This window comes from Bacteriovorax sp. BSW11_IV (assembly GCF_000447755.1).
Lineage (GTDB): Bacteria > Bdellovibrionota > Bacteriovoracia > Bacteriovoracales > Bacteriovoracaceae > BSW11-IV.
On sequence record NZ_AUNE01000036.1, the window covers coordinates 14,833 to 40,403 of the forward strand.

The 25,571-nt window shown below is 37.1% G+C and carries 23 protein-coding genes; 6 read left to right on the plus strand and 17 right to left on the minus strand.

Annotation, left to right across the window (positions count from 1 at the left end; translation table 11 throughout):
• Nucleotides 1-81 precede the first annotated feature (81 nt).
• Nucleotides 82-492, plus strand: coding sequence for an integration host factor subunit alpha (locus tag M899_RS18730; protein WP_021271260.1), 411 nt, complete (start codon nt 82-84; stop codon nt 490-492).
• Nucleotides 493-511: 19 nt separating this feature from the next.
• The gene (locus M899_RS17735) at nt 512-961 is read left to right on the plus strand and encodes a MerR family transcriptional regulator (RefSeq protein ID WP_196801753.1); all 450 of its coding nucleotides are present in this window, start codon (nt 512-514) and stop codon (nt 959-961) included.
• Here M899_RS17735 and M899_RS09655 read toward each other — a convergent pair.
• The 13 genes from M899_RS09655 to M899_RS09715 all read right to left on the minus strand — a co-directional run bounded on the left by M899_RS09655 (nt 899) and on the right by M899_RS09715 (nt 16,016).
• Complete coding sequence (locus tag M899_RS09655) at nt 899-1,855, minus strand: polyprenyl synthetase family protein (protein ID WP_034728741.1); 957 nt, start codon at nt 1,853-1,855, stop codon at nt 899-901. The two genes, M899_RS17735 and M899_RS09655, sit on opposite strands and share 63 nt — an antisense overlap.
• A gap of 62 nt (nt 1,856-1,917) precedes the next feature.
• The gene (gene gspN, locus M899_RS09660) at nt 1,918-2,850 is read right to left on the minus strand and encodes a type II secretion system protein GspN (RefSeq protein ID WP_021271330.1); all 933 of its coding nucleotides are present in this window, start codon (nt 2,848-2,850) and stop codon (nt 1,918-1,920) included.
• A gap of 24 nt (nt 2,851-2,874) precedes the next feature.
• Nucleotides 2,875-3,495 carry a hypothetical protein gene (locus M899_RS09665; protein WP_021271310.1) on the minus strand — a complete coding sequence of 207 codons (621 nt, stop codon included), beginning with the start codon at nt 3,493-3,495 and terminating at the stop codon, nt 2,875-2,877.
• Nucleotides 3,496-3,502: 7 nt separating this feature from the next.
• Entirely contained in the window at nt 3,503-5,077 is a 1,575-nt protein-coding gene (locus M899_RS09670) for a hypothetical protein (RefSeq protein WP_021271296.1), read from the minus strand.
• A gap of 53 nt (nt 5,078-5,130) precedes the next feature.
• The gene (locus M899_RS09675) at nt 5,131-6,492 is read right to left on the minus strand and encodes a type II secretion system protein GspK (protein WP_021271334.1); all 1,362 of its coding nucleotides are present in this window, start codon (nt 6,490-6,492) and stop codon (nt 5,131-5,133) included.
• Nucleotides 6,492-7,412: a PulJ/GspJ family protein gene (locus M899_RS09680; RefSeq protein WP_021271344.1), complete on the minus strand. Its 921-nt coding sequence runs from the start codon at nt 7,410-7,412 to the stop codon at nt 6,492-6,494. Before M899_RS09680 ends, M899_RS09675 begins: the two co-directional genes overlap by 1 nt.
• Entirely contained in the window at nt 7,399-7,935 is a 537-nt protein-coding gene (locus M899_RS09685; RefSeq protein ID WP_021271343.1) for a hypothetical protein, read from the minus strand. The genes M899_RS09680 and M899_RS09685 overlap by 14 nt, the downstream gene beginning before the upstream one ends.
• A complete protein-coding gene (locus M899_RS09690) occupies nt 7,920-8,615 on the minus strand; it encodes a prepilin-type N-terminal cleavage/methylation domain-containing protein (RefSeq protein WP_021271340.1) in 696 nt (231 codons plus the stop codon). Before M899_RS09690 ends, M899_RS09685 begins: the two co-directional genes overlap by 16 nt.
• Complete coding sequence (gene gspG / locus M899_RS09695) at nt 8,608-9,099, minus strand: type II secretion system major pseudopilin GspG (protein ID WP_021271304.1); 492 nt, start codon at nt 9,097-9,099, stop codon at nt 8,608-8,610. Before gspG ends, M899_RS09690 begins: the two co-directional genes overlap by 8 nt.
• A gap of 28 nt (nt 9,100-9,127) precedes the next feature.
• On the minus strand, nt 9,128-10,336 hold the full coding sequence (gene gspF, locus M899_RS09700) for a type II secretion system inner membrane protein GspF (protein WP_021271244.1): 1,209 nt from the start codon (nt 10,334-10,336) through the stop codon (nt 9,128-9,130).
• Between the two features lie 13 nt (nt 10,337-10,349).
• Nucleotides 10,350-12,083: a type II secretion system ATPase GspE gene (gene gspE / locus M899_RS09705; RefSeq protein ID WP_021271285.1), complete on the minus strand. Its 1,734-nt coding sequence runs from the start codon at nt 12,081-12,083 to the stop codon at nt 10,350-10,352.
• Between the two features lie 12 nt (nt 12,084-12,095).
• On the minus strand, nt 12,096-14,435 hold the full coding sequence (gene gspD / locus M899_RS09710) for a type II secretion system secretin GspD (RefSeq protein ID WP_021271274.1): 2,340 nt from the start codon (nt 14,433-14,435) through the stop codon (nt 12,096-12,098).
• A gap of 24 nt (nt 14,436-14,459) precedes the next feature.
• The gene (locus M899_RS09715; protein WP_021271263.1) at nt 14,460-16,016 is read right to left on the minus strand and encodes a PDZ domain-containing protein; all 1,557 of its coding nucleotides are present in this window, start codon (nt 16,014-16,016) and stop codon (nt 14,460-14,462) included.
• A 221-nt stretch (nt 16,017-16,237) separates the two neighbouring features.
• Here M899_RS09715 and M899_RS09720 point away from each other — a divergent pair, with 221 nt between their 5' ends.
• Both M899_RS09720 and M899_RS09725 read left to right on the plus strand, forming a co-directional pair.
• Nucleotides 16,238-18,004 (plus strand): acyl-CoA dehydrogenase family protein, encoded by a 1,767-nt coding sequence (locus tag M899_RS09720; RefSeq protein WP_021271281.1) that lies wholly within the window; start codon nt 16,238-16,240, stop codon nt 18,002-18,004.
• Nucleotides 17,994-19,757 carry a CRTAC1 family protein gene (locus M899_RS09725; protein WP_021271286.1) on the plus strand — a complete coding sequence of 588 codons (1,764 nt, stop codon included), beginning with the start codon at nt 17,994-17,996 and terminating at the stop codon, nt 19,755-19,757. The genes M899_RS09720 and M899_RS09725 overlap by 11 nt, the downstream gene beginning before the upstream one ends.
• Here the strand turns inward: M899_RS09725 and M899_RS09730 are convergent.
• The 4 genes from M899_RS09730 to M899_RS09745 all read right to left on the minus strand — a co-directional run bounded on the left by M899_RS09730 (nt 19,750) and on the right by M899_RS09745 (nt 23,175).
• Entirely contained in the window at nt 19,750-20,145 is a 396-nt protein-coding gene (locus tag M899_RS09730; RefSeq protein ID WP_021271309.1) for a response regulator, read from the minus strand. The two genes, M899_RS09725 and M899_RS09730, sit on opposite strands and share 8 nt — an antisense overlap.
• Before the next feature lie 10 nt (nt 20,146-20,155).
• Nucleotides 20,156-21,820 carry a sensor histidine kinase gene (locus M899_RS09735; protein ID WP_021271305.1) on the minus strand — a complete coding sequence of 555 codons (1,665 nt, stop codon included), beginning with the start codon at nt 21,818-21,820 and terminating at the stop codon, nt 20,156-20,158.
• 134 nt (nt 21,821-21,954) lie between these two features.
• Nucleotides 21,955-22,755, minus strand: a complete 801-nt coding sequence (locus tag M899_RS09740) for a LysR family transcriptional regulator (protein WP_021271325.1) — start codon at nt 22,753-22,755, stop codon at nt 21,955-21,957.
• Nucleotides 22,756-22,758: 3 nt separating this feature from the next.
• Nucleotides 22,759-23,175 carry a HesB/IscA family protein gene (locus tag M899_RS09745; protein ID WP_021271257.1) on the minus strand — a complete coding sequence of 139 codons (417 nt, stop codon included), beginning with the start codon at nt 23,173-23,175 and terminating at the stop codon, nt 22,759-22,761.
• A gap of 166 nt (nt 23,176-23,341) precedes the next feature.
• Between M899_RS09745 and M899_RS09750 the strand changes: the two genes are divergently transcribed.
• Both M899_RS09750 and M899_RS09755 read left to right on the plus strand, forming a co-directional pair.
• Nucleotides 23,342-25,072: a M61 family metallopeptidase gene (locus M899_RS09750; RefSeq protein ID WP_021271320.1), complete on the plus strand. Its 1,731-nt coding sequence runs from the start codon at nt 23,342-23,344 to the stop codon at nt 25,070-25,072.
• Entirely contained in the window at nt 25,072-25,515 is a 444-nt protein-coding gene (locus tag M899_RS09755) for a YcgN family cysteine cluster protein (RefSeq protein ID WP_021271317.1), read from the plus strand. The genes M899_RS09750 and M899_RS09755 overlap by 1 nt, the downstream gene beginning before the upstream one ends.
• The last annotated feature ends 56 nt before the right edge of the window (nt 25,516-25,571 follow it).

A 25,571-nucleotide genomic window follows, 5' to 3' on the forward strand; every position in this document is an offset into this window, starting at 1 on the left:
TTATAGATATCCCTCAATAACTTTGCTAACCTAATGAATATATAGGGTTTTTAGACTATTTAGGATTCATGGAGGAAGATTATGAGTCTAACGAAGGCCGACATCGTTGAAAGAGTTTACAAAGAAGCAGGATTTTCTAAGAAAGAAGCTTCTGATCTTGTAGATTTAGTTTTTAAAATTATTAAGGACACTCTAGCTAGAGGTGAAAAAGTCAAGATTTCAGGCTTTGGTAACTTTTCTATTAGAGACAAGTCAACTCGTGTAGGAAGAAATCCACAGACAGGAAGCTCTATGGAAATTTCAGCGAGAAGAGTTCTTACTTTCAAACCTTCACAGGTTTTAAAAGAAGACGTTACCAACAGATACGCACACCGTATCGATGACAAAGGTAAAGAAAACACTTCGATTCCACCGAAAGATGGAGTACCAAGAGCGCTTAGTTCATTTATGAACAACACTGATGACTCTATCGAAGGTGATGACATCGACTAGCCATAATTTTGGAGGGGCCGTGCAGTCATCAATTGAGATTCCGAATAAGTCGTTATTTAAGATTAACGAGGTCTGTAATATTACAGGAATTAAACCTTATGTACTTCGTTATTGGGAAACTGAATTTGAACAAATAGGCCCTATTTTATCTAGCTCTGGCCAAAAGATGTACGAACAAAAGGACATCGAGGCCATAGCGATGATAAAAAAGCTGCTCTTTGATGATAAGTTATCAATAGAGCGTGCCAAAATGGAAATGGAAAAGATGTTTGGAGGTGTTGTACGCCAAAATTCATCTGAAGATCGTGTTGATGCTATTGATGAAAACTCGTCTGTTCGCAAAAGTGCGACAATGAGAACTCTGAGTGATTCTGATGTTCAGAAATTAGTTATGGCCAAGGCGAAATTAAATTCCCTTGTAATGCTGGCCTCTGAATTGAAGGAGAGACATAATTGGCAACAAGTCTAATTGGACATGTTTGCTTATTGTACCGTGATTTTCCTCCAACATATTTCGCATTTTACTGTAATACATCTCGAGAACAAGGCCAATGTTCTCGAGTTTGTATTCGTTAATGAGCTTGTCTGTTAGTTGAAGTCCTTTCACAAGTTTTTCTAGGCATTCATTTTTACTTTGTTCTTTGATCCATGGGTTCACGTCATTTTCATGCTCACTCAGTGTTTCATCAACAAGTTCTGTAAGATCGTCAAGAAGTTGAAAGTTAACACCAATGGCCTCACCGAGACGTGCTAGGTTTTTAGCATCTTTTAAAGTCGTTTTTTCTTCTTGTGCAAGAATATGCCCACCTAAAATGGCGGCCTGGATAAGTCTTGCTGTCTTTAAAGTATGCGTTTCTATAAGTTTTGAAAAACTTAAATTCATTTCATGGGAAAGATCTAGATATTGTCCATGAATTAGGCCTTTTGGACCTGTGAAATGAGAAAAGAGTGCTAGAATTTCACGCAACTTTGTTGTTTTCATTTTTGATAACAATGAAAAAGAAGCGATCAAAAGTCCATCTCCACCTAAGAGAGCTTGCCACTGGCCATATTGTTTATGAGTTGAAGGTTTTCCTCTTCTAATATCATCATTATCCATACAAGGAAGATCGTCATGAACAAGGGTATAGCTGTGGTGGATTTCAATAGCGCTTGCGTAGAGGGCCAAGTTTTCAGTAAGAAGCTGTGAATGCTCCTTATTCATATCTTTTGCTATGGCCTTAACAAGAAGAGGTCTAAAGGCCTTCCCTGGAGGCATAACAGCGTATTCATAGATTGTGTTAGATGAGTGATGAGGTGAAATCAGATTTAAAAAACGTAGAAGGTCATTTTCAATAATTTTTCTTTCTTGATTTAGATCCATAAGAACACTCATTAGCACCTGTTAAAATTTTTTCAAATCTATCAAAAGGTGCCAATGTCTGTCTACTTGAACTCAGGCTTTTTAGGGTTAGAAATCTGGCCTTGTAGCTTTACTTTATAGTAGCCAGTCTCATCTTGTTTTTCTTTAGGTAAAAATAGGTCAATGATAGACATTTCGGCCAAAAAGCTTGGTCCAAATCTAAATTGCCCATCAAGATCATATGTGCTGGCCTGAAAACTAATTGGGTTTGTACGAATTACACCCTTGAACTGAGCATTGATTGGGGCCTCGGGCGTATCTCTACCAATGATGAAGTTTTCAAGGTTGATGACTTTGTCGTTGATTTTTGCCTTAAGTAAAAAATTTCCAATATTCATTCCAGGGAGTTGAAAATTGGCAACAGTAGCGTTTTTTACGGCCAAATTATTTGATTTTAAAAGAATATTTCCATCAACCAATTTATTTTGCTCCATTTTCACCAGAGCATTACCTTCGAAGAAACCGTTAAGTATTTTTCCTTGTCCGATTATGGCATTGATAAGATCTGAATCGATTTTTGATTTATCTAAACGCACTAAAGTTGATGAGATTCCAGGAACGACATCCATTGATAGATTTGTACCAGCACTTTTAGCATTGATATTAATTGTTGGGCCAAATGGACTAAAGCTTGGAAGACCAAGGCCTGCCGTTAAATTTTTAAAAACGACTCCATCTTTTCCATTAAAACACTTTCCATCAATATTGATATTTGAAATGACGGCCTTAGGGGGGAACATTTTTAAGTTTAGTTCTTGGTACGTCATTGGGCATTTTCTATTTGTTAGTAGTGCCTCATCAACATATGAAGTGATTAATCTTTTGAAGGGGAAATTGAGAAAAAGAGCTGTGAAGAACACAATAAAGGCAAGTGAGTTTAACTTTACGACTTGAGAGAGTTTAAGCTTGTAAATGTTCTCTGGAAATGTCATTAGGTTGTTGTCTTTCATGGCCATATATTTCTCGTGTTTCTTTTTTTTTTAATTTTTCTTTTTCGAATACTGAACAACTTCAATTGTTCCTTCTACAGTTTCGCTTTTTTCATTTCTAGTAAGATTCAATGTTGAGATTTTCATCTTTTCATTTGCCAGTAAAGTTACAAGAAAATCGTTAAGATTAGAAAGTGAGAAGTCTTTTATCTTTAATTCAGCTGTATTTTTGATAATAGTGGCAGAAGCGTCCTCTGAAGTGAATTTTGTAACACTTACGCGCTCTTCTTTAATCACTTTCATTTTCATCACATTATCGATTCTTTTTTCAAAATCGGACTGAGTTGAAACAGTGAAAGGGCTTAATAGGCCTTGTCCGCTTTTATTGAATTCAATACTTGCTCTTTTGTAGCTTGAAATTGATTCAATGATTTTTTCTTTTACTTCGATTGTTGATTTTTGTGAGTAATTGATTGCAAACAAAACAATAATGGCGATAAAAGGGATGATGATTCCAACGATAGTTAGAGAGTAATTAACGGCCTTTTGTCCACTTTCTGATAGGAGTCTCATTTCATCACTGATTTTTTGATAAAGGGGAGAGTTTTTGAAAACTTCAACTTGCTTTATCAGTGCCTCATCAAGTGGTTTAAAAATTTTAGAGTTACTCATAGTAATCCTATTTATCGTAGCTAACTTCTAGTAGCATTGTTTCACGTTTAAGTTCTGTTTTTATATTTAACAATTCACTGCCATCAAGTGTCTTTTTTAAACCTTCGAGTTCTCTAATTTCTTCTGATTTAAAAACGGCCTTAGCGGCATAACTGTCACTGTTAAATTGAATAAGGCTAATTTTGTCATTTTTTGGAACAGATGCCGCAAGTTTTGTAAGGGGAGTCATACCGTCAACTAGACTGGCCGCTGTAATTGACTTCACTTCATTGGCGATATCTTTTTCTTTTCTCTTAAGTTCATTAAGAATTCTTTCCGGTGCCTTTCTGTATTGATTTATTGTCGACTTCTTTAATTCAAGAGAATCATCTTTTAATTCAGTAAGAATTGTCTTATCGAGAACCATCTCTTTTGCGTTTAGAAGAATATGCTTTTCTCCAATAAGTAGAAGAGCAAGAATAAGGCAAAACGTCCATGTTCTCGTTAGCACAAATGTTGAAGCTGTTAAGGGGATACCTGCGCTTGTGTTGCTGGCATAATTTTTAATGAGAAAGTTCACAGGAGTGAATTTTGCCTTTTGCGTTAGAGCAAAAATATATGAAAGACTAAAGCTGTGAGAATCTTTTTCTCCAACTTGTTTCATAAGATTGCGGTGAGGGAGGTGTTCAACTGGAACACCGAGTTCACTCATTAAAAAGTTTTCAATATTAGTAATATTTGTTGTCCCACCAGTAATAAAGACTTTTTCAATTGGCATACTTGTGGCCAATCTATGTCCAAGCATCCATCTGTTAATGTCGTGGATGAGAGGCATGAATGTTGTTCTCATCAGCTTAGCAAATTCGGCCTGATCACTTTCAACTTGAGCAATTTGATCTTCAGTAAGTAAGAAACAGTTCTCATGCTTATATAAAACTGCTTCATCAAGAGGGATTTGATAAGTCATAGAGATAACTTCATCTAAGTTCGCACCAGCAGTGAAACTTACGTGTGATGAATTTAAATCTTGATTCGAGAAAAAGTAGGCCTTAGATGTTTTATGTCCAATATCTAGAATACAGAAGTTTCCTTCAATTTTCTTTTGGTCGATATAACTTTGAATTGCTGAGTGTTCACAAGTTAACAGAGTTGGAATAATGTGATGGTTTTTTAGACCATTATAGAAGCTGTCGAAATATTCAGCTTCTGAAACATATACATTGGCCTTGAAGCCACCCTCGCGCTTTATTAATGTTTTAGCAAAGTGTGCTTTAGAAGTTGGGTAGGGGAGGTTTTCATCAAGTTGAAAAGGAACCATAAGATCCGCTTTTTTCTTACTTGTTACTGGAATATCTAGAAAACGAGTCGTCAACGCAGTTGACGGAAATTGCATTACAAGTCGCCCATCAAAATGAGATTGCTTTAAATATTGTTCCACAATAGTATGTTGAATTTCTTCCAATGTCGCATCTTCAGGAAACTGAGAAAGGACATCAGCTATAACAACTTCATGGTGGTCGAAAATATTTAATTTTTTTTGCTCGAACTTTCCGTGCAAGAATTTAACGGAATATTGTCCTGCATCTATTGTAATGATGTTCATAGAGAAATTGTACCAGAACACGCCGATAATACATAAGAAAAAAAGTTTTCCTACTAATTTACTTTGATCTCTACAACCCTAGGCTGCATAAGGATTGCGGGCTCTTCTTTGTCCTTATCATTGTCGTCTAGATTTGTCTGACTTGTGAAGTCGGGATTCTGATCTGGATCTTGTTCAGAGTTTTGTTTTTGATTATTTTGAGTGTTATTTTGCTGCCCTGAATTTTTCTTTTTGACCGGATTTGGTTTAACTGGCATATCGACTAGGGCCGTAATTGTGTAGGTTGCTTCATTAACTTTTCCAGTTGAAACAATTTCAAATAATTTTCCTGCAATCCCAAGCTTTAGGCCTGCATCGGTAAGTTCTTTTATTCTTTTATCAAAAGTGGACTGGTCAACTATTGCCAATTTATTAACAACGGCATCTTTAAATTCTTCAACGTTATTGAAGGGGCTCGCTTCAACCTCTTTTTCTTTATCTCCATCACGGTACTTGAAAAACTCTTTGACCTGTTCATCTGTGATGCCTGGAAAAATAATTTTTAAATCACCGGAAGTGATATTGTTAAGTTGAATGAAAGTCACTTGATGTACTGATAATCTAGGCTTGAGTAGCTCAATCAGCTCATCATCCCATCCCTGGAGTAAGTAGAGCTCATCTAGGTGGGCCATTGGGGCATGCTTGGCGCTAATGCCTTTACCTGTATACAAGGGCTCAATTTCACCAAGTTCAACATCTTTGAAATCGCTTTGAGCATTCACAAAGTACTTAAGTTCTTTAACGAGAAGATCGGCCTTGACGTTACCAAATTTCGTTGCAAACTTTTCGCTCTTCTCGCTCTCGGTTTCAATAATTTGCTCTATGGTCTCAACAAGCTTTTTCTCAATGAGAACTTGTGGAGATTCCTTTTCATTATTTTTATTTTCTTCAGAATTATTTGCTGATTCGTTTTCTTCATCCTCGCTATCTTTTTTGACTGCCCTCAAAAGATTTGGATTAAGAAAACCAGTAATTGATTTCATTGATACAAGAATAGAGCCATTTGCAGACAATAATGACTCTTTTTGAAATTTCTCAATGGCCTGTTTTTGAATAACATTTGCATCTTTAGGGGCCGGAATTGGATAGGCAAAGGGATAAGTTGCCATTTTCTCTGCTAGACCAGGGCTTACGACTTTTTTTATGTCCGGATTTTTTTCAAGAAGATTCCATGCTTCTTGATAGACGCGTAATCGTGCCAAAGACATATTAAGTCCAGCTTCAGCATTGAGTCTTGCTTGTGTTTTATCGATGATATTAAAACCCCGGTAGCTATTCCATTCATTCAATGTCATGAGCTCCATTGATATGAATGTCAGTGTCACAAGGCTTATAAGAACTATGACTAATGTAAATCCATCTTGATTTTTTCTCATTACTCCAATTCTCCAGATTCCTCTTCTTCATTATTCTGGAAGAAAGGGTTACCATTGTTCTGATCAGGATCATTGTTATTATTTTTTGAATCGAGACTCGCTTTAAGCGCCTTTTGATATTCTTTATAGTCTTTTACCGTATCAAATTTCGGCCAATTTACACGAAAAACACGGTTGAACTCTCTTTCTTCTGAACCAGGGTTTTTCCAAACGACAGTGACTTTGAAGAGTCTTGGCATACTCTTTTCATTGTTGAGAAGTTCAATGTTGTCGAGAAATTTCCCTTTAATACCAATACTACCTTCATCTTTTTTCCAAAAAGAAAATGTTAGTGATTTTACATTGGGTAAGATAGGAACTTCTTTAATATTATTCCAATCAAATTGTGGAGCGTAGATATTTTCTGAAATAACGGCCCTTGTAATGACATTGGGATATTCTTTTAGTCCTTCATCTTCAGGTAAATTGTCATTTGCTTTTATCGAGTATTTTACCCATGCAAAGTTCGCTTGCTTAGAGTTTTTGAGAACTCTTCTGTGATTGTTTACTAGAAAGATAAAAGTATTTTTTTCAGGATTTTGAATTACTGGAATAGGTTCGCTATTGTTTGCAACTTTAGGAAATGTTTCTGACTTATCGTAAACGTTTTCTTGTTCTCTCGAAGACTTGCTATCTTTTGATTTTTGTTCTTCAACAGTAAAGTATAAAGGCGTGTAAAGAGAATTTAAATCTTGCTGAATACGTTGAAAAAATGACTCAACTTGGTAGTAGGGCGGATCTTCACTTGATAAAGTATCTAAGCTTGTGCTGACAGTATCTATAGTTGAAACCATTCCAAGTGAAATGAATGTAATAAGAAATAGACCAACAAGGACTTCTAAGAGTGAGAAACCTTGTTGTGACTTATTACAGGGCCTCAATTTTAACCTCTGCTTTGTCATTATATAAAAGCGTAGAAAGAGTCGCCTTAGACTCGGGACTTTCTGGGTCCCAAACTTCTATTTGCACTTGCCAGATAAGTTCTTTCAGATTTTTTTGGATATTATCCATAATCTTTGCACTAAACTGGTCTTGATTATCTTCGCCTTCTTCTTTTCCTTGAATTTGGTCAAGTCCAGGAAGTTCAAATCTTTTATAGGTTGTCCTCAATTTATACGATTTATTATATTTGGGGTCACCATCATCTTCTTTATACTCTATGGTCTCTTCTTCTGCTGTTAGTGTCAGCCTCTCGCTATATGTTGGAGGATTCTCAATAAGAAGATTCATTCTCTCTTCAGCAATTGAACGAATGAGAAGCTCTTGTCTGAGGGCCGTTGATTTTGTCAGGTTGCTTGATGATGAAAAAATGAAGGTAATGGCAATCGTTGCTCCAAGGAGCAAGGCCATGAGGGATTCAATGATTAGATAACCAGATTGGTTTGGTTTTAGTTCTTTAACCATTCGTTATAAAGTCCTAGAGCAATTTCTCTAATTTCTTCTAGTGTTTTGTCTCTTATATCATAATAGCGTCTATCGGGTTCGCTCGCAAATGCGTTTATTTCAATGGAAACCAGTTCCGAGCTTGTTCCAAGAATGATGATGGCCGTATCTTTTTCACCACTGGGAAAAGTGTATAGGGCGACCTGTCCTTCAGTGATAAATGATTTTAGTAGAGTTGAACCAATACCAAAGAGGCGTACTTGTGAAGGGATTTCAACTTTTCCTTCTTCAATTTCAGGAAGCATTGAAAAGTTTTGTTCATATTTCTTTTTTTCTTTCTGCGCCTCTTCATCATCTTTTTCGATTCCAAATAATTCTGGATCGATTGTGAGATTTGAAGTTGTGCCATATTCTACAGTGAATTCTTGTTTTGAATTCATTGTGATGGGGTCTCCAGGATAAAGAAGTTCAGCATCACTTTTTAAATCAAAGCGAAGACGCGTGAAGGAGTTTCTAAAAATGGCCTCGTTTTCGGCCAAAGAAATGGCGCGTTCGATTGTTTTACTGGCCTTATCCAGTTCCGCTCTTTCTGTGTTGAAAAATCCAATGAGAAGTGTTGCCGCAAGGGCCAAGATGGCGAGGGCCACCAAAATTTCAATTAAGGTAAACCCTCGTGATTGTGAGAAACGCTTGTTATTCATCCGATTCAGCTGCTGATCCTGCGTTATTATCTCTTAAGTAAACATCAGCATCTTCACCTTCTCCGCCTTCAAGACCATCGTTTCCGTAAGAGAAGATATTATATGTTCTACCATCTGAAACGTATTGGTAGTCGTTATCCCAAGGATCTTGTGGAAGTTGACCATCTTCAATAAAGCCTGCAGCAGGGTAGTTCTTACATTCACGACCTGCAGATGGTTTAGAAACAAGAGCGTCTAGACCTTGTTCAGAAGTTGGGTAAATTCCACACTTTCTTTTATAGTCTTTTAGAAGACCAGAAAAATTGTTCATTTGAATTTTTGCAGCTTGAACACGTCCTTCATGAAGTTGTTGGAAAATTTGTCCAGCAACAAATGTACCAGCTAGTCCAAGTAGCGTTAGTGCGATGAGGATTTCAATGAGGGAGAATCCTGCTTGTGATGTCGTTTTAGTTGCGTCTGTAGCGAGCTTTGTTTGAAGCTTCATTATATCTCCTTCTTTTAATGAACTTGAGTTATTTAATCGAGTTAAGTTGCATCATCGGCATAATTACCGCAAAAACTACAATACCAACCCCTAAACCCATAACAATGATCATTATAGGTTCTAGAATAGAGGTTAGTCCAGAAAGTTTAGAATCTACCTGCTCTTGATAATTTTCGGCAACGATTTTAAGCATTGGTTCCAATTCACCAGATTTCTCTCCAAGAGAGATCATGTGAGTAACCATTGGTGGAAAATGCCCTGAAGAAACAAGTGGTCCAGCGAGATTAGATCCTTCTGCAACATTTATTCTTGAGAGCTCCACTGCTTTTTGCATATGAACATTACTGATTAGATTTTTTACAATATTAAGTGAAGTTAAGATGGGTACTCCAGAGGTCAACAATGTGGCCAATGTTGATGTAAAGCGCGCAATGTTAATCATGGCGACTATTTTTCCTGCTGTAGGTATTTTTAATACGATAGCATCCCATTTCGACTTACCTGAAGCAGTACTGATCCATTTTCTAAAAAGTAGAAATAGTACAAAAGGTGAGGCCACAACAATATACCAGTAATTGATAAGAAAATTTGAGATGGCAATACAAACTTCTGTCAAAAATGGCAGGGCCATTTTCTTTTTAGCAAACATTTTTGTAATTTTTGGAATAACGAAAATGAAAATAATCATAAAAAGAGTGAAGGCAATGGTCATCATGATCGTTGGATACATGAGGGCGCCTTTCACTTTTGTTTTGAGCTTAACTTGTGATTCAGTAAAGTCGGCAAGCCTTAAGAGAACAAGTTCAAGTGTCCCCGAACTTTCTCCGGCCTCAACCATGTTAACGTAAATATGATCGAAGATTTTTGGATAATCGGCCATGGCCCTTGCAAGAGAAGTACCTTCATTAACTTTTTGGCGAACTTCAGAAAGAGTGAGTTTTAATTTCTCATTTTCTGTTTGGTCTATAAGCGCCGTAAGCGCCTCAACGATTTGAATTTTTGCTTTCAAAAGTGTGGCAAGCTGACGAGTCATAAGAGCGAGATCGTCTACACTTACCCCTGAACCAAAAGAAAATGAAGCCCCTTTTTTGTTCTCGGCCTTACGCTCTTTGATTTCCATGAGCATAATACCTTGAGCACGAGCTTTTTGCTTAGCAGTGCTAAGAGAGTCACTTGTGATACTCCCTTTGATTTCATTTCCCTTTTTATCTAAACCTTTAAAAGCGTAAATCGCCATTACATATCCTTAATTAATCTTCTGTTGTCTCTTCAGCGTTAATGGCACGAACAATTTCATCGATTGATGTAATACCTGAGAACACTTTTACAAGGGCATCTTGACGCAAAGTTGTCATACCGTGTTTAACGGCAAGTTTCTTAATTGAACCAGCATCGGCCTTTTTAAGAACTAAACTTCTAATATGGTCATCGATCATAAGAAGCTCTGATACAACAGTCATTCCCTCGTAGCCCTTGTAGTCACATTTTGGACAGCCTTTCGCATTAAAAATTGTGGCATCAGGTGGAATGTTATTCACTCTCAAAAGTTCTTTATCAATATCAGTAGGTGAATGCGGCTCTTTACAATGAGAGCACAGGGTTCTAATCAAACGCTGAGCGAGTACGGCGGCCAATGAAGAGGCGATCAAGAAGGGTTGAACGCCCATGTCGATCAAACGTCCTGGTGCCGAAGCTGCATCGTTGGTGTGAATAGTGGAGAGTACAAAGTGACCTGTAAGAGATGCTTGGACCGCCATTTCTGCAGTTTCAAGGTCACGGGTTTCCCCAACCATGATGACATCAGGGTTTTGGCGAAGAATTGAACGTAAGGCGCGAGCAAAACTCAGGTCAATTTTTGAATTTACTTGAATTTGTGAAATACCATGAATTTCATACTCGACAGGATCTTCAACTGTGATGATCATTCTATCGGGTTGGTTGATTCTCTCAAGCATTGCAAATAGGGTGGTTGTCTTACCGTGACCAGTTGGACCAGAGACGTAAACTACACCGTGCTTTCTTTGTGTCAGTTCTTTAAGATCGTTAAGAATTTTTCCATGAAAACCAAGTGACTCAAGATTTAGAATTTTATTATCTTTTTCAAGAATCCTCATTACAATACGCTCTCCGTGCTGTACTGGTACAGTTGAAAGACGTATATCGATATCTTTACCGGCCATTTTGATTGGAATACGACCATCTTGAGGGAGCCTTTTCTCAGCAATATCAAGTTTTGCCATAACTTTAATACGAGAGGCCACTGCTGATTGAGTCTTAAGAGGCTGGCGTAGAATTTCAGTCATAACTCTGTTGATACGAAAGCGATAAACCGATTCCTTTTCATAGGGCTCGATGTGAATATCTGTGGCGCGCTCTTTTACTGCTCTAAAAATAATAGAGTTCACAAAACGAATAACTGGGGCCTCATCAGCTCCAGCATCAAGGATATCAATAGGTCCATCAAGATCGAAGTTTTCTTCAAACTCATCTTCTAAAGAGGCCACAAGGTTTTTATTGGCCTTCTCATAAACGCGGTTGATGGCATCGTTTACCTTCAAAGGAGAAGAAACGATAATTTTGATTTCTTTTTTAAAGATTTCTCTTAAATCATTAATCGCATCAAATTTAAAAGGATCAGTCATAACTACAGAAACACTTGTATTGGTTTCTAGTATAGGAATGATCTCATTTTGTTTTGCATAATTAATGGGGATTTTATTTGTAATCTCTGGATTGATATCATCAATCTTGATATCTGTTACATAGGGAATTTCAACTTGATGACAAATAACTTTGATAATGTCGTGAGGGTGAATGTAATTCTTTTTCAAAAGAATTTCACCCACCATCATGCCCGTTTCTTCTTGAAGTTCTAAGGCCTCATGTAATTGGTCTTCGGTTAGCGAAGTATGCTTAAGGAGAAGCTGTCCAATCTTCTCCTTATGAAATTCAACTTTTTCTAAGATATTTTCATGTATCTTCAATGGAACCTCTTATTACTTTTTAACAGCGGCCTGTTTTCTTGAAATCTCTTGCTCAATTGCCTTATAGTCTGGCACTTGATAACCATTTTCACCTAGATCGTTCATTTCATCAGAGCGGATACCATCGTTATCTTGGTTTTGATTTCTAAATTGTTCACCCTCTGTTTTGTCATATAGAGGACCTTCTTTTTGTTTTTTGGCCTTTTCATAAAGTCCTTTAACAGTTGTTCCAAATGGATCATCCTCACCATAGGCTTCTTTCATGTGGTGGTGACGACGATTAAGCACGTCTTGAACGTTATCAGCAGCACCGTAGTAACTTGAGACAATTCTTGGAGTTAAGAAGAAAGTCATATTAACTTTTTCTACACGCTTATCGTAGTTTCTAAATAGCCAACCAAGAACAGGAACATCACCTAATAGTGGAACTTTACTTTCTGTTTCGGTTTCTTTGTCACGCATTAAACCTGACATAGCAATTGTATCTCTATCTCTAACAACAACGCTTGTGACAGCTTTTCTTGTTGTTGTCGCCACACCTTCAGACTTTAAACCATCTGGTAGAGGACGATTAGAGAAGTCATCAATTTGTTGATCAATTTTCATTGTGATAACACGAGTCGCTTTATTGATCTGTGGCGTGATCTTAAGTGTTAGAGCAACTTTTTGTTGTTTAATTGAAACAGATGTAGATCCATTTGCAGCATTTGTTCTTTCTGGAGTAGGGATCGTTTCACCAACTTCGAAGACACCTTCTGTATTATCAAGAACCATTAGGGCAGGAGTTGCTAAGATATTGGCATTACCATTTGTGGCCACGGCACGAATAAGACCATTAATTGTGTCAATCTTAACATCTTGTCCATTAACTTGAGTCGTTACAGTACTTCCTAAACCACCACCAATAAATAGACCACCAAGGCTTGTGAATTGGTTTCCAATAAGGTTGATTAAGTCTTGTGAACCACCAAGGAATCCCGCTCTATCTGCGCCACCTTTACCGTAAGCTCCGAAGATATTAACTCCGTAACCTTTGTTTTTCGCAATATTTGTTTCCATGATCATCCCTTCAACAAATACCTGTTCACTAGGGATGTCGAGCTTCTTGATAACCTCTTTTATGATTAGGTAATCTGTTGGAGAGGCAGTTACAACAAGAGCGTTGTTATCTTTATCTGAAGTGATTTTAACATCATTAGAAAAGAGTGAAGAACCATCATTTCCAGCATTAGGCAGAGTGAAGCGAGATGTTTTCTTTTGATTAGATTGTACGTTTGATACTAAAGATGAAAGAGTTTTAGAGATGGCCTCTGAGCTCTTGTGGTTCAAGTAATAAACGTGAATTTGACCAGAGTTTGAAGAAATCGTCTTTTGGTCAAGTTTATCAATTAGTACTTTAAGTTGTTTTGCTTCATCTTCTGTCGCCATGGCGATAATTGAGTTCGTTCTTGTTTCAGCAGTTAACTTGATATCTGAAATTGATCTTGTGCCGGTAGAGCTTGATCTGATTCTTGTATTTTTTGCATTTCCACCACCCTTTAGAATAGAGTCGAGTAGTTTTGCAATCTCTTGAGCAGATGAGTTTTTAACTGGGATGATTTGAAGAGATTCATCGTGTCCTGGAACGTCAATAAATCTAATTAGTCTTACGAGACGATTAATATTTGTACCTGAATCTTGAATGATAATTGTGTTTGTTTGCTTGATTTCAATGATACGACCATAACGTGACATAAATGGTCTAAACGATCTTGACACCTCTGAAGCAGAAATATTTTTGATTGGGATGATTTTCATCGCAAAGTTTTCTGTGTCAGGAGTGTACTCACCAGTATAAATATTTGTTGGCGTGTAGCGAATTTCTCTTGTTTGTACGATCTTGTAAAAGGCACCAGATTTTACAAGAGTGTAACCTTTCATATTAAGAGCTGTAAGGTAGGCCTTCCAAGCATCTCCAACAGTAATAGGTTGTGGAGCACTGATTGAAACTTTTCCTTTCAGGTCCTTATCCATAATAAGGTTGATTCCTGTAAGCTTTTGCATGTGCTTTGTAAGATCTTCAAGTGAAGTATCATCAAATTCAAAAGTTGTAATAACTTCTGGACCAAATGCTGTTTCAGGATTGAGGTTAACGTATTTATTATCCTTCGCAGGAAGATTGCCCGTTAATTCAGCTTGATCGCGTCCAAAGGCATCATTCGATTCCTCTAGTTTGCCGGCCGGTTTACTTGCTTCAGCATTGTACTGAGTGGCCGACTTGTATTTGTCAAAATTCTGTCCGTGGGCATACGGTGCAGCAAGCGCCAAGGCCAGAGTTAGGGGAGTCGATAAAGTAATGAATGTCCTTTTCATGCAGTCACGATCCTTCGTATTTTATTATTCAAAATTATAGTTAAACGTTTGCTCTGCTCCATCTCTTTGAATTGAGATTTCGTATGAGTCATTATTTTTAAGTTGGCCAAACAGGGCCATAAGTTCATTGATATTATTGTATTTCTTACCGTTAATACTGTTGATAATATCTCCGTTTTGAACGTTAAACTGCGAAAAGAAGCTACCAGGTTGAACTTCAACCATTTTGAAGGATAGTGTTCCATCTGCATTTTTAATCGGAATCGCACGGGCCTGTGTCAGGATATCGCCAATATTCTGTAACATTTTGTCACGGAAGCTCTTTTTGATCTTAAAGTTATTTCCATCCTGCACAATATCTTTATTTTTCGTTTGTGGCAGAAGGGCCTTGCCTTTATTTTCACTAACCCACTTAATAGGGTTCTTTACAGGAACTTCTTTCTTTCCATCCATGTCAATGAATTCACATTCACCACTTTGTAAATTCTTTACAATGACTTGTCCACTTTTGATGCGGCCAACTTCAGCAAGTCCATTAACTTTTTCACCCTCACGCATATTGACAAGTTTTCCACGTGATTGAACAGCGGCAATTGATTTAACAGAATCTTGCAAAACAATTGTGTTTAGCAGCTTTATAGGAAGTGAACTCTTGTTATTTGATTGGTGACAGACAAGGTTCTTATCAATATTTTTTGGACCTTCACGCTTAGGAAGATTTTCTTCATTAAGCTTGATGTTAAAAGGGTTCGACTTTCTTATACTGGCCACTTCATTGCGCCAGTTTGGAAGGGCACTAGAATTTGCAGCTACTACAGACTTACTTTTTTTAGGAGTAAGTTTTTTCTCTAAGAATTGTGCACTCAAGCTACCACATACATATGAGGCTACAATTATACTAGAAGCAATAAAAGACTTGTGAATCAGTGGGCGAGCTTCACCAGAGAAGATATATCTCATAACATCTTCAGCGCTCATCTCTTTTAAAGAAAAAGTTTTTGTAGAAGTAGGTGCCTTTTCTTCAGAGGAATCTGTTGAATGATCTTTTTTTGCAAAGCGAGAGAAAAAACCACTCTTTTTTGGTTCTTCCTCTTCGACTGATGAGAGGACAAAACTGTCATCGGCTTCATCAGAAGATGTGTCGTCGTTTTCTCCATAGTTCACAGCCTCTTCTTCACGAGCTTTTGCTAAAACATCATTTATAGAGGGAATTTCTTCTTCTTCGTATTCTGGTGAGAACTCAGGAAGTTCTCCGTTGTCACCTTCGCGCAGTTGGGCAAGGGCACGATCAATATCTTCATCCGAGGGAGCATCTGCTAGGAGAGACTCATCAATTTCATCTTCGTCTAATACGTATTCCTCATCCTCATCATCTCTATCTTCTAGAGTGCGCACAGCGATTTCTGCAGTGCTATCTTCACTGGGTTCAAACTCTTCTTCTTGATCTTCAGACTCATCTTCTAATTCGTATTCAACATCTTCATCAGTCTCATCTTCTTCTGAATACTCTTCGAGGTCGTCAGTATATTCATCTGATTGATCTTTTTTTAATTTCTTTTTCAGCTTATCTAAAAACTTCAATCTTGACCCTTTCGTTTTTGAAGAAAAATACTTTGTTTATCTTTAAGACATATATTTTATTTTAAGCCACTTAGTGGCATTGCTTCAAGGGGAAATTGTCGGGGAAAATTTGACACTTTTATTACTGACTGCATTTGTCAGGAAATATTGTTTTTATTTGCAAGTGATAAGAGTGGGTTTATCATAGAATAAATTCAACTTAATTAAACTAAGGATAGATTATGTCTGACAAAAACAATCAAGCACTAGATTCTGTGGTTGGTTCACTTTTTTATGGGGAAGTCGATGAAAAGGCCATCTTCCCATTTCCTCATTTTACAGAGGACCAAGTTGAAATGGCCAAAGAGATGACTAATGCTGTGGCCAAGTTTGGTGAAGATAATATTGATGGCGAAAAATTTGATCACGAGGCCGAAATTCCAAAAGAAGTTATTCAAGGCCTAGCTGAATTGGGACTATGTGGTCTTGCCGTTTCTGAAGAGTACGGTGGTATGGCCCTTGATTACTCTTTATACTCACGCGTTTTTGCGGAAGTTGCGTCAATTGATGGCTCAACAGCAACAATGCTTGGTGCACACCAGTCAATTGGTTATAGAGCACTATTAAACGAAGGTAATGAAGAACAAAAAGCAAAATGGTTGCCTCTTTTAGCAAGCGGTGAAAAAATCGCTGCCTTTTGTTTAACTGAGCCAGGTTCAGGTTCTGATGCCTATTCAATTAAAACTAAGGCCGTAGACAATAAAGATGGGACTTTTACAATCACAGGTCAAAAACTGTGGATTACAAATGCTGGAACAGCAGAGTTCTATTCAGTTTTTTGTAAAACAGACCATGAAGTAAACGGCGAAATCAAAGAAAAGATTTCATGTTTTATCGTAGAAAAGAGTATGGAAGGTGTTTCTTTTGGTGAAAAAGAAAATAAAATGGGGATTCGCGCTTCTGAAACAAGAGCAGTTTACTTCGACAAAGTCGTTGTTCCTGCATCCAATATGCTAGGTGAGCCAGGAAAAGGCTTCAAGATTGCTATGAATGTTCTAAATAGTGGTCGTCTTTCACTCGGAGCTGGTTGTGTTGGTGGGATGAAAACAATTTTAAAATTGGCCACGGAGCACGCTAAAGGGCGTAAGCAATTTGGTAAATCAATTGCTGAGTTTGGTATCATTCAAGATAAGCTCGCTTTCATGGCGGCCCGTTGTTATGCGACTGAGTCAATTGTTTATATGACTACTGGTAATATGTGCAAAGGTCTTAATGACTATTTCTTAGAAACTGCCGTTTGTAAGATTTATGGATCGGAATCTCTATGGAGTGTAGTTGATACTGGGATGCAAATTGCAGCTGGTAACGGTTATATGAAAGAGTATCCTTATGAAAGAATTATGCGAGATTCAAGAATCAATCTTATTTTCGAAGGAACAAATGAGATCCTTAGATGTTTTATCGCACTTTCAGGTATGAAAGGACCTGCAGATGGATTGAAAGAGCTAGGAAAAGTTTCTGATGTATCTAAAGCAATGCAAGATCCAATCAAGTCTCTTGGTGTGTTAACTGACTTTGCTAAAAAAAGAGTTTCTAGAATCATGTCTAAGACTCTTACAAGAGTTCACCCTGAACTTGAATCATATGCATCACATTTCTCAGGAATGTTAGGTGGTTTTGCAAATCAAGTTGAAAACACTCTTATCAAGCACGGTAAGAAAATCGTTGATAGAGAACTTCCACAACAAAGAATTGCTGACATGGCCATCAATCTATATGTGATGATTGCTGTAATGTCTCGTACAACTGCAATTTTAGAAAAATCAGATGTTTCTCAAGATAAAAAAGATTACGTTCTTTCACTTGCTAAGATTTCACTTAATGAGTCTCGCAAGAACTTTGTTAAAAACTTGAAAGCAATGAATAGTAATACAGATAAAGACGTTGAACTTGTAAGCAAAAGTGTTTGTGAGTACGACGGTTATGGATTAGATATCATTGATTTCTAAAAATAAAGCATCCACATTTGTTCTTCTTATGTCTCTAGCGCTTGTGCAAAGTTCTTGCTCAAGTGCTAGAAACTTTTTTCGTAAGAAGAAGGAAAATAAAACAGTTGCGAAGAAGATCGTAAACTACGGTCCAAGTTCAACTAAAGACGCTGTTTTTGTGGATATGGCAAAAGAGCTGGGCCTAGGTTCTGTTAAGGCCTATCATATTTATGCCGTAGATTTTGATAGTGATGGCGCCACAGATCTCGTTGTACTTCCTGACTATTATTCGGTTCCAAGATTTTTTAAATTCGATAAAAAGCTTAAAAAATTCAGTGAAGTGACCTCTCCTTTACCTGAAGGGGTGAGAGCATCTTATTTGGCCTTTTTTGATTATAACAAAGATGGAGTGTACGACATTCTTATCGGCGTTCTTAATCAAAAAACAGAACTCACGCCTAGACCACTTCGTCTCTTTAGAGGCCAGCTAGGGTCTTTGGGAATAACATATTCCGAAGTCGTTAAACCCATTGACCGTTCAAAAGTTAATCCAACGGCATCGATTGCCTTATTGGATTATGATTTAGATGGCACACTTGACTTTTATGAAGGCAATTGGGTCAATTTAAGTGTGGACCCACCTGTTCTTGTCCCAGATCGATTATTCAAAGGTGACCAGAAAATTATTAAAGAGGTGAGTTATCTTTTAAAAGATGAACACGAATACTCACGTGACACTGAGACCTACCCAAAGGCGACACCAACTTTTGGTGTTGGAACTTGTGATATTGATGGCAACGGCTATCCCGATTTGATGGTTTCAAATTCAGGGGGCTATCCTAATAAGTTATGGCTTAATCTTTATGATCAAAAAAATAAAGATCGCATTTTCATCGACTACGCAAAAGAAAGTGGTTTTGCTCAAGATGGTATTGGTGATTTAAAGCTACTTGGCGCAGGGAATAGTTTCTTTGCCACATGCACGGACTATAATAATGACGGCATTATGGATGTGCTCACGGGTGAACTTACTTTAAATATTGATTCGGAAGAGCGTGACCGCTCAAGTATTCTCACGGGATCTACTTTTGATTTTCCTCCAAAATTTATTCGTAGTGAATATTATATGAGTGACGGAACTCTCAATTGGAATCAAGGCGACAAAAGGGCCGTCTGGACTGATTTTAATAACGATGGCCTCATTGATGTTGTTGTTGAAAATTCAGATTTTCCACCCCATTCAAGACTTATTCTTTTTGAACAAGAAAATGATCACGCCTTCACTGATATTGGAAAACGTAAAGGTATAGATATCGCGAACCCTTCTGGTGTTGTGGTGATGGATGTTAATCAAGATGGACTCATGGACATTATTGTTGGCCAATCGAGTATTAGAGCACCAGATCTCGAGCCTAAGCTCTATGTTTTCATAAATCATACAAAGACCACGGGCAAAGGTTTACGCTTTTATTTAAGAGGGAAAAAGGCCAATTTACATGGTCTCGGTGCAACGGTTGAAGTTATTTCACGCGATAAAAATCAAAAAAGATGGGTTGAATATCTCAACGGACCTCTCCCTTCCCAAAATGAAGAGGGGCTTCATTTTGGACTTTCACAAGACGATCAAATCCTCGAAGTGAAAGTGACATGGCCTTTTGCGATTAAAGGTAAACCTCTTGTTAAAACTTATAAGCTTCCAGGTAAACTTGGGAAATTTTCAGAGTTTACCCTTTACGATGATGGCAATGTCGTAAAGGGCAAAAAGATTAAATAGTCACACTCAATTTGTGCTCGATCATTTTATGTATTCTGTCAAAATCAACAGGCTTCTCGAAAAAATCAATGACATTATTCTTTTTCATTTGTTCCTGATAAGAAGATGCGTCATACGCGCTTGAAAGGTAGAGATCAATATAAGGGAAATCTTTACGGATTCTTTTAATCAATTCAATGCCGTTCATATTGGGCATATTGATATCAGAAACTAAAATGAGAATTTTAATTTCATCTTTCTTTTCTTGTAGAAAATCTAACAACTCATAACCTCCGGGGAAGTAATGGAGATGGGCCTTTTTATCTCGGATAAATTTTCTCAGCGCAAAAGCATAGATCGTTTCAGTTTCGGGTTCGTCATCAACCACTGCTATATTAATGGGCAACATCATACCTCCATTAAAATTCGATTGTTATTTCGGTATATTCATTCAATTTCGATTCTATACTTATAATAGCACTATGGGCCTTAATCACGTCGCTAACAAATGATAGACCTAATCCTGTTCCTTCTCCAACAGGTTTGGTGGTAAAAAAAGGTTCCTGAACTTTCATGAGATTTTCTCTACTTATACCTTCTCCATTGTCTCTGATCTTTAAGATGCGTTTAAAATCTTTACGATACAGTTTAACGTGAATGTAAGGAGCGTACTGCTTATTTTTGAGCTTCTGAGCGAGTGAGTAAAAGCTATTGTCAAAGATATTAATAAGGGCGCGTGAAAGATCAGTTCTTAAGCATTCGTAATCACCAACATCATCCATTTCATTGATGAACTCAACTTGTATAGGGCCTGTTGCCCTCATGGCATGAAAGGAGAGTGTATAATTTTCATAAACGATGTTGCGTAAATTATGAAGTTCAAAGTTTTTATCCTTACTGCCTCGTGCAAGTGCCAATATATTTTTTATGATGTCATTGGCACGAATGATATTGTTGTCTATGATCTCTGCTGATTTCATAAGCATGGGAGTCGCATCTTTAAAATATTCGGCCTTCTTAGTCTCATCTTTTTCTTCAGTGCATTCCTTGCAAAGCTCTGTAATGATTTTTGCTGAGTTTGTTATAAGGTTTAGAGGGTTTTTTATCTCATGGGCAATTCCAGCGGCGAGTCCTCCAAGACCGGCCAGTTTTTCTTGGGAAACAAGTTCGTCTTGTAGTCTATTTTTCTCTTCGATCTTGTTGTTTAATTCAATTAAAAGCTCATCTTTGTGAGCGTTATCTTGTTTCATCATATTAAAAATGTAGATTAAAATAATAACGAGAAGAAATCCTGCCACAAGACCAATAATCATGTAATTTACTAAAAAGGACTCTTGTCTCTCCGATATATTTGTTTTCATTTTTTCAATATTTTTGACATAAAAACTCATAAGAGAACTAAGTTGTTCGGCCTCATTACGATAGATCTGAATGAGGAGTTTGTTTTCTTCAATGAGCCTTTTTATTTCTAATAACGTAGAGAGATAAAGATTTACATTTTCTTTCGCCTTCTTTGTTAATGAGTCATCATTTAATAATTTGTGGCCAATTTTTTCGATTTCAAATGTATAGGAGAGATCCCGACGTAAAAAGTAATTCTTTTCAAGGCGTCTCATCAAAAGAATGGCAACAGTAGCACTACGATTATTTTGCACTTCTTTTTCTATGTGATGAGCGTAGTTGCGCATTTTTTCAATGAGTCCAGAGCCTTTGATTCCGACTGTTTTTAGGTTTCTCTGATAATGTTCAAAAATCTCTGTCGTTGTACGAAATCTTCGGTAAATCTCTTCATTTTCTTGTTTTAAATAATTGAGGACATGCTCTTTTAATAGCCAGCGGGCCTTTGAATAGCTTTCTATATCGACTTTTTTTTCAGAAATGATGTACTCATATTCTTTAATTTTTGCCATGTCTAAAAAGATATTGAGCCTCTCAATATCACGAGAGTAAGAAACTTCATTTTTTTTGATATCATTTTTTAGTGAGAGCGAAATATAGTTGTAGGGGACGATGATGGCCGCCGCAAAAATTATAAAAAGCAGAAGCAATAAGACTTTTGACTTTAAGGGAATTCTTGTGGCCATTGGTTATTCCTTGCAGATATAGAACATTATACGGGGCCAAAACTTAAAGTTTTAAATTAATTTAATGTGAATTTTTGAGGTGGATTCACTCTTTGAAATTATTCAATAAATAAGGAACTTTAACAGTCGTGGTTTTAGTTGCCCTGTACAATCTGAGTAAGTTCTTTAAGAGACTTAGGCATAGTCTTGTAGTTTAGAGTCGTCATGAAAATTTCAGACTTTGGCAGTCCTGGCATCGTTTGAACTGTAAGATTGTCACTCTTTTTAAGAACGTGATCAGGAACAACGGCAATACCAACATCATTTTTTACGAGGTTGATTATTGTTGAAATTGAATCAATAACAATGGTTTTTTCACTACGATTCTTACTCAGTCTGTAAAGGTTATCGCCCTCGCTGAAAACGATCCAGCGATAGTCTTCAAGCTTTTTTTTGTTAATTTCATTCTTAGAAATTAGGACAAAATTTTCATCAAAAAGTTTGAGTGAACTTACGAGTTCAGATTGAATATTTTCAGTTGCGAAAATAGCATCAAAGACCCCATCTTCAATTCCTTTAATAAGCTCAGGAGTATCGGCGATATGGATATTCATATTGCGCTCATATTTTTTATAGAACTTTACCAGCAAAGGATTGAACCATGTTTTAAGAAGTCCGTTAAGAATGCCAATTCGAAGGGGTTTTTTGTCTTCTTTTTCGAAAATATGTCCCGTTACTTGATCAAAAGTTTTTGAGGCCAAAAATAGCTCTTTGCCTTTTGCTGTCAGAAGTACTTTTTTTGAAGATCTAATAATGAGCTCTTCCCCAAGTGATTCTTCGAGAAGTTTGATTTGGCGGGATACCGCTGATTGGGCAATCTTTAACTCTTCAGCTGCTTTTGAAAAGCTGGCATGTTCTGCTGTTAGGATAAAGGCCTTTAAGTAGCGGTAATCCATTTTTTAGATTTCCTTTTTAAGAGGAGGGACTTTCGTTTCATCTGCACGCCAAAATTTACCTTTGAATAAATCTTGATTCTTATTTGTGATGACAAAACCTTCTAGGCCTTCTTCAAAATTTTGAACAAAATCCACTTGGGCGTTTGCTAAGTAGAATGCTGCAAATGGATCGATGATGACTTGAAGTTCATCGCTGCCATTCACATCGATGATAAAGTCTTCGTCTTCCATATCTGTGAAGCCGGCAGAGTAAGTGAAGCCTTCGCATTTCTTTCCAGAGATGAGGAGGCGAAAATATTTACCCTTTAGTGTGAAATCATTTTCTACAATAAGCGTTAATTCCTGCAGGGCCCTGTCGGTAAAAGAAACAGTTGGGGGCACTACAAGATCACGTTGAATTTTATTATGGGTTTGGGTCATTTTACACCTTTTAATTAGCGTGATTTTAATGCTTTATGAACGGCGCACAGCTTGTGAGAGTGCGATTTTTCGTCTATAGTTCATTTATTAGATGGGCCGTTGATATCCAATGCCTTGCTATTTTACAAGTAAAAAAACAAAGAAAAATTCACATAAGGAAAACTCTATGAAACTACACTATAAAATTAGTATTCCTAATCCAGATAGTCATTTGCTTCATGTTAATTTGAAAACTGTTAAAGATAAAAATGAAACGAAATTGAAATTCTTCTTGCCAAGCTGGTCGCCAGGTTCATACCTGATGAGAGAGTATGGAAAGAATGTTAAAAACTTCAAAGCACAAGTTGCAAACGGTGAAGAATTATTTTTTCAACAAGTTGATAAAGGTGTTTACGAAGTCGATTGGTCAAAGAGTGATTTAAAAAACTCTAGCGACGAAGTGACAATTTCTTACGATGTTTTTTGTCATGAATTAACTGTTCGTACAAGTCATATCGATCGTACTCATGCCTTCATCCATGGCCCTTCAACACTAATGGGTGTTCTCGATAAACAAATGCTTAATCCTGAAATTGAAATAAGTTTTCCTCCATTGTGGTCGAAAGTCACTACAGGTCTTAAAGATATATCTTCTAAACGCGAAGTTTTTCTCTATACTGCTGCAGATTACGATGAACTTATCGATGCACCAATTGAAATTGGTTGTCATGAAACAGATGGTTTTCAAGTTGCTGGAATTGACCATGAACTTGCTTTCTATGGTAAAACATTTCCTCACGAGTGGGATCTCAAGGCCGATATTAAAAAAATTGTTGAACACGTAACGGCAACAATGAGAGACATTCCCTACGAGAAATATACTTTTATTACTCATTTTGCTCCAGGGCTTTACGGCGGTCTAGAGCATTTGAATTCAACGGCCCTTCACTTTTGCTCACGGGCTATGACAGATCGTAAAAATTACGTGAAATGGTTAGAGCTTGTGGCCCATGAATTTTTTCATACATGGAACGTCAAGAGAATCCGTCCTCTTGAGTTGGGGCCATTTGATTATTTAACAGAGGCCAAAACGAGAATGCACTGGTTAACTGAAGGGTTAACAAGCTATATGGATCAGGCCTTTATTTTAAGAACTGAATATGTTGATTTGGATGGGTATCTTGAAATGATGAAAGAAAATCTAAATAGATATTTCTCGATTCCAGGTCGTAAGTTCCATTCGTTAGAAGATTCTTCTTTCAACTCTTGGATTAAATTATACCGTCCAGATGAAAACTCTGATAATTCATCTGTAAGTTATTACCTGAAGGGCGGACTTGTTTTTTTCGTACTAAACGTTCTTTTGGCCGAAAAGAATAAGTGTGTTATCGATCTTCTTGATCTTCTATGGGATCGCTATAAAGCGAATCCAGAGAAAGGATTAGTAAGAGAAGAAGTGATCTCAATGGTGGAAGCTGTTGGTGGTAAAGAGATTGCGGATCATTTTGATGAAATGCTCTCAACGACTAAAGATATTGATTTTGAAAAATACTTCAACCTTGCAGGTGTTGAAGTTGAGTGGAGTGGTGGCGATAAACCATGGTTTGGTTTTAGACCTAAGTATACTGGGGATCGTATGAGTGTTGCTTATGCAGAACTTGATGGTCCGGCCTTTAAAGGTGGTCTAAACGCAGAGGATGAAATCCTTGCCATTAACGGTATGCGCATGCTTAAAGATGGCTATGCTGATATGGAAAAATATATTCTTGCTGACAAGAAATATACATTCACAATTTCAAGACTTGGTTATATCCAAGAGGTCGAAGTTGTTGCAGGTGTCACACCTAAGAGAATTAAAGGTTTCAAAGTTGTCGATAAAGAAAAGGCCCTAAAAATCTTTAAAGGAAGAATGCCTTAATGATTAGAGATAAGTTTTGGGAAAAATTCAAATTAAATGAACTCAATGAAACAGAGTGGGAAGCTCTATGCGATGGCTGTGGCCGTTGTTGCCTTGTCAAATTACAAGATGAAGATACTAATGAAATCCTCTATACGAGTATTTCATGTAAACTTCTTGATCCTGAAACTTGTCGTTGTACAGATTATAAGAATCGTATGATGAAGGTTCCTAATTGCATGAAGCTCACACCAAATAGCATCACTGAGTTTGGGTATCTTCCAGAAACTTGTGGCTACAGAAAAGTTTATGAAGGAAGGCCACTTGAAGATTGGCACCCTTTAATTAGTGGTGACAAAAACTCTGTTCACAAAAGCGGAGTTTCAGTGGCCTATAAAGTCTATCCTGAACATAAGATTGAATATGATGATATTCAAGATTTCATAATTGAGTTTGATGATTAAATCACATTAATTAACTCATTTTCGTATAATACGAATTTGTTAGTTATTGCTTTCCT

Bases quoted from the DNA above. Each gene is read 5' to 3' on its own strand.
- M899_RS18730 (WP_021271260.1), top strand. From the start codon at position 82: ATGAGTCTAACGAAGGCCGACATCGTTGAAAGAGTTTACAAAGAAGCA.
- M899_RS09655 (WP_034728741.1), bottom strand. From the start codon at position 1,855: ATGGATCTAAATCAAGAAAGAAAAATTATTGAAAATGACCTTCTACGT.
- gspN (WP_021271330.1), bottom strand. From the start codon at position 2,850: ATGGCCATGAAAGACAACAACCTAATGACATTTCCAGAGAACATTTAC.
- M899_RS09665 (WP_021271310.1), bottom strand. From the start codon at position 3,495: ATGAGTAACTCTAAAATTTTTAAACCACTTGATGAGGCACTGATAAAG.
- M899_RS09670 (WP_021271296.1), bottom strand. From the start codon at position 5,077: ATGAACATCATTACAATAGATGCAGGACAATATTCCGTTAAATTCTTG.
- M899_RS09675 (WP_021271334.1), bottom strand. From the start codon at position 6,492: ATGAGAAAAAATCAAGATGGATTTACATTAGTCATAGTTCTTATAAGC.
- M899_RS09685 (WP_021271343.1), bottom strand. From the start codon at position 7,935: ATGGTTAAAGAACTAAAACCAAACCAATCTGGTTATCTAATCATTGAA.
- M899_RS09690 (WP_021271340.1), bottom strand. From the start codon at position 8,615: ATGAATAACAAGCGTTTCTCACAATCACGAGGGTTTACCTTAATTGAA.
- gspG (WP_021271304.1), bottom strand. From the start codon at position 9,099: ATGAAGCTTCAAACAAAGCTCGCTACAGACGCAACTAAAACGACATCA.
- gspF (WP_021271244.1), bottom strand. From the start codon at position 10,336: ATGGCGATTTACGCTTTTAAAGGTTTAGATAAAAAGGGAAATGAAATC.
- gspD (WP_021271274.1), bottom strand. From the start codon at position 14,435: ATGAAAAGGACATTCATTACTTTATCGACTCCCCTAACTCTGGCCTTG.
- M899_RS09720 (WP_021271281.1), top strand. From the start codon at position 16,238: ATGTCTGACAAAAACAATCAAGCACTAGATTCTGTGGTTGGTTCACTT.
- M899_RS09730 (WP_021271309.1), bottom strand. From the start codon at position 20,145: ATGTTGCCCATTAATATAGCAGTGGTTGATGACGAACCCGAAACTGAA.
- M899_RS09735 (WP_021271305.1), bottom strand. From the start codon at position 21,820: ATGGCCACAAGAATTCCCTTAAAGTCAAAAGTCTTATTGCTTCTGCTT.
- M899_RS09740 (WP_021271325.1), bottom strand. From the start codon at position 22,755: ATGGATTACCGCTACTTAAAGGCCTTTATCCTAACAGCAGAACATGCC.
- M899_RS09745 (WP_021271257.1), bottom strand. From the start codon at position 23,175: ATGACCCAAACCCATAATAAAATTCAACGTGATCTTGTAGTGCCCCCA.
- M899_RS09750 (WP_021271320.1), top strand. From the start codon at position 23,342: ATGAAACTACACTATAAAATTAGTATTCCTAATCCAGATAGTCATTTG.
- M899_RS09755 (WP_021271317.1), top strand. From the start codon at position 25,072: ATGATTAGAGATAAGTTTTGGGAAAAATTCAAATTAAATGAACTCAAT.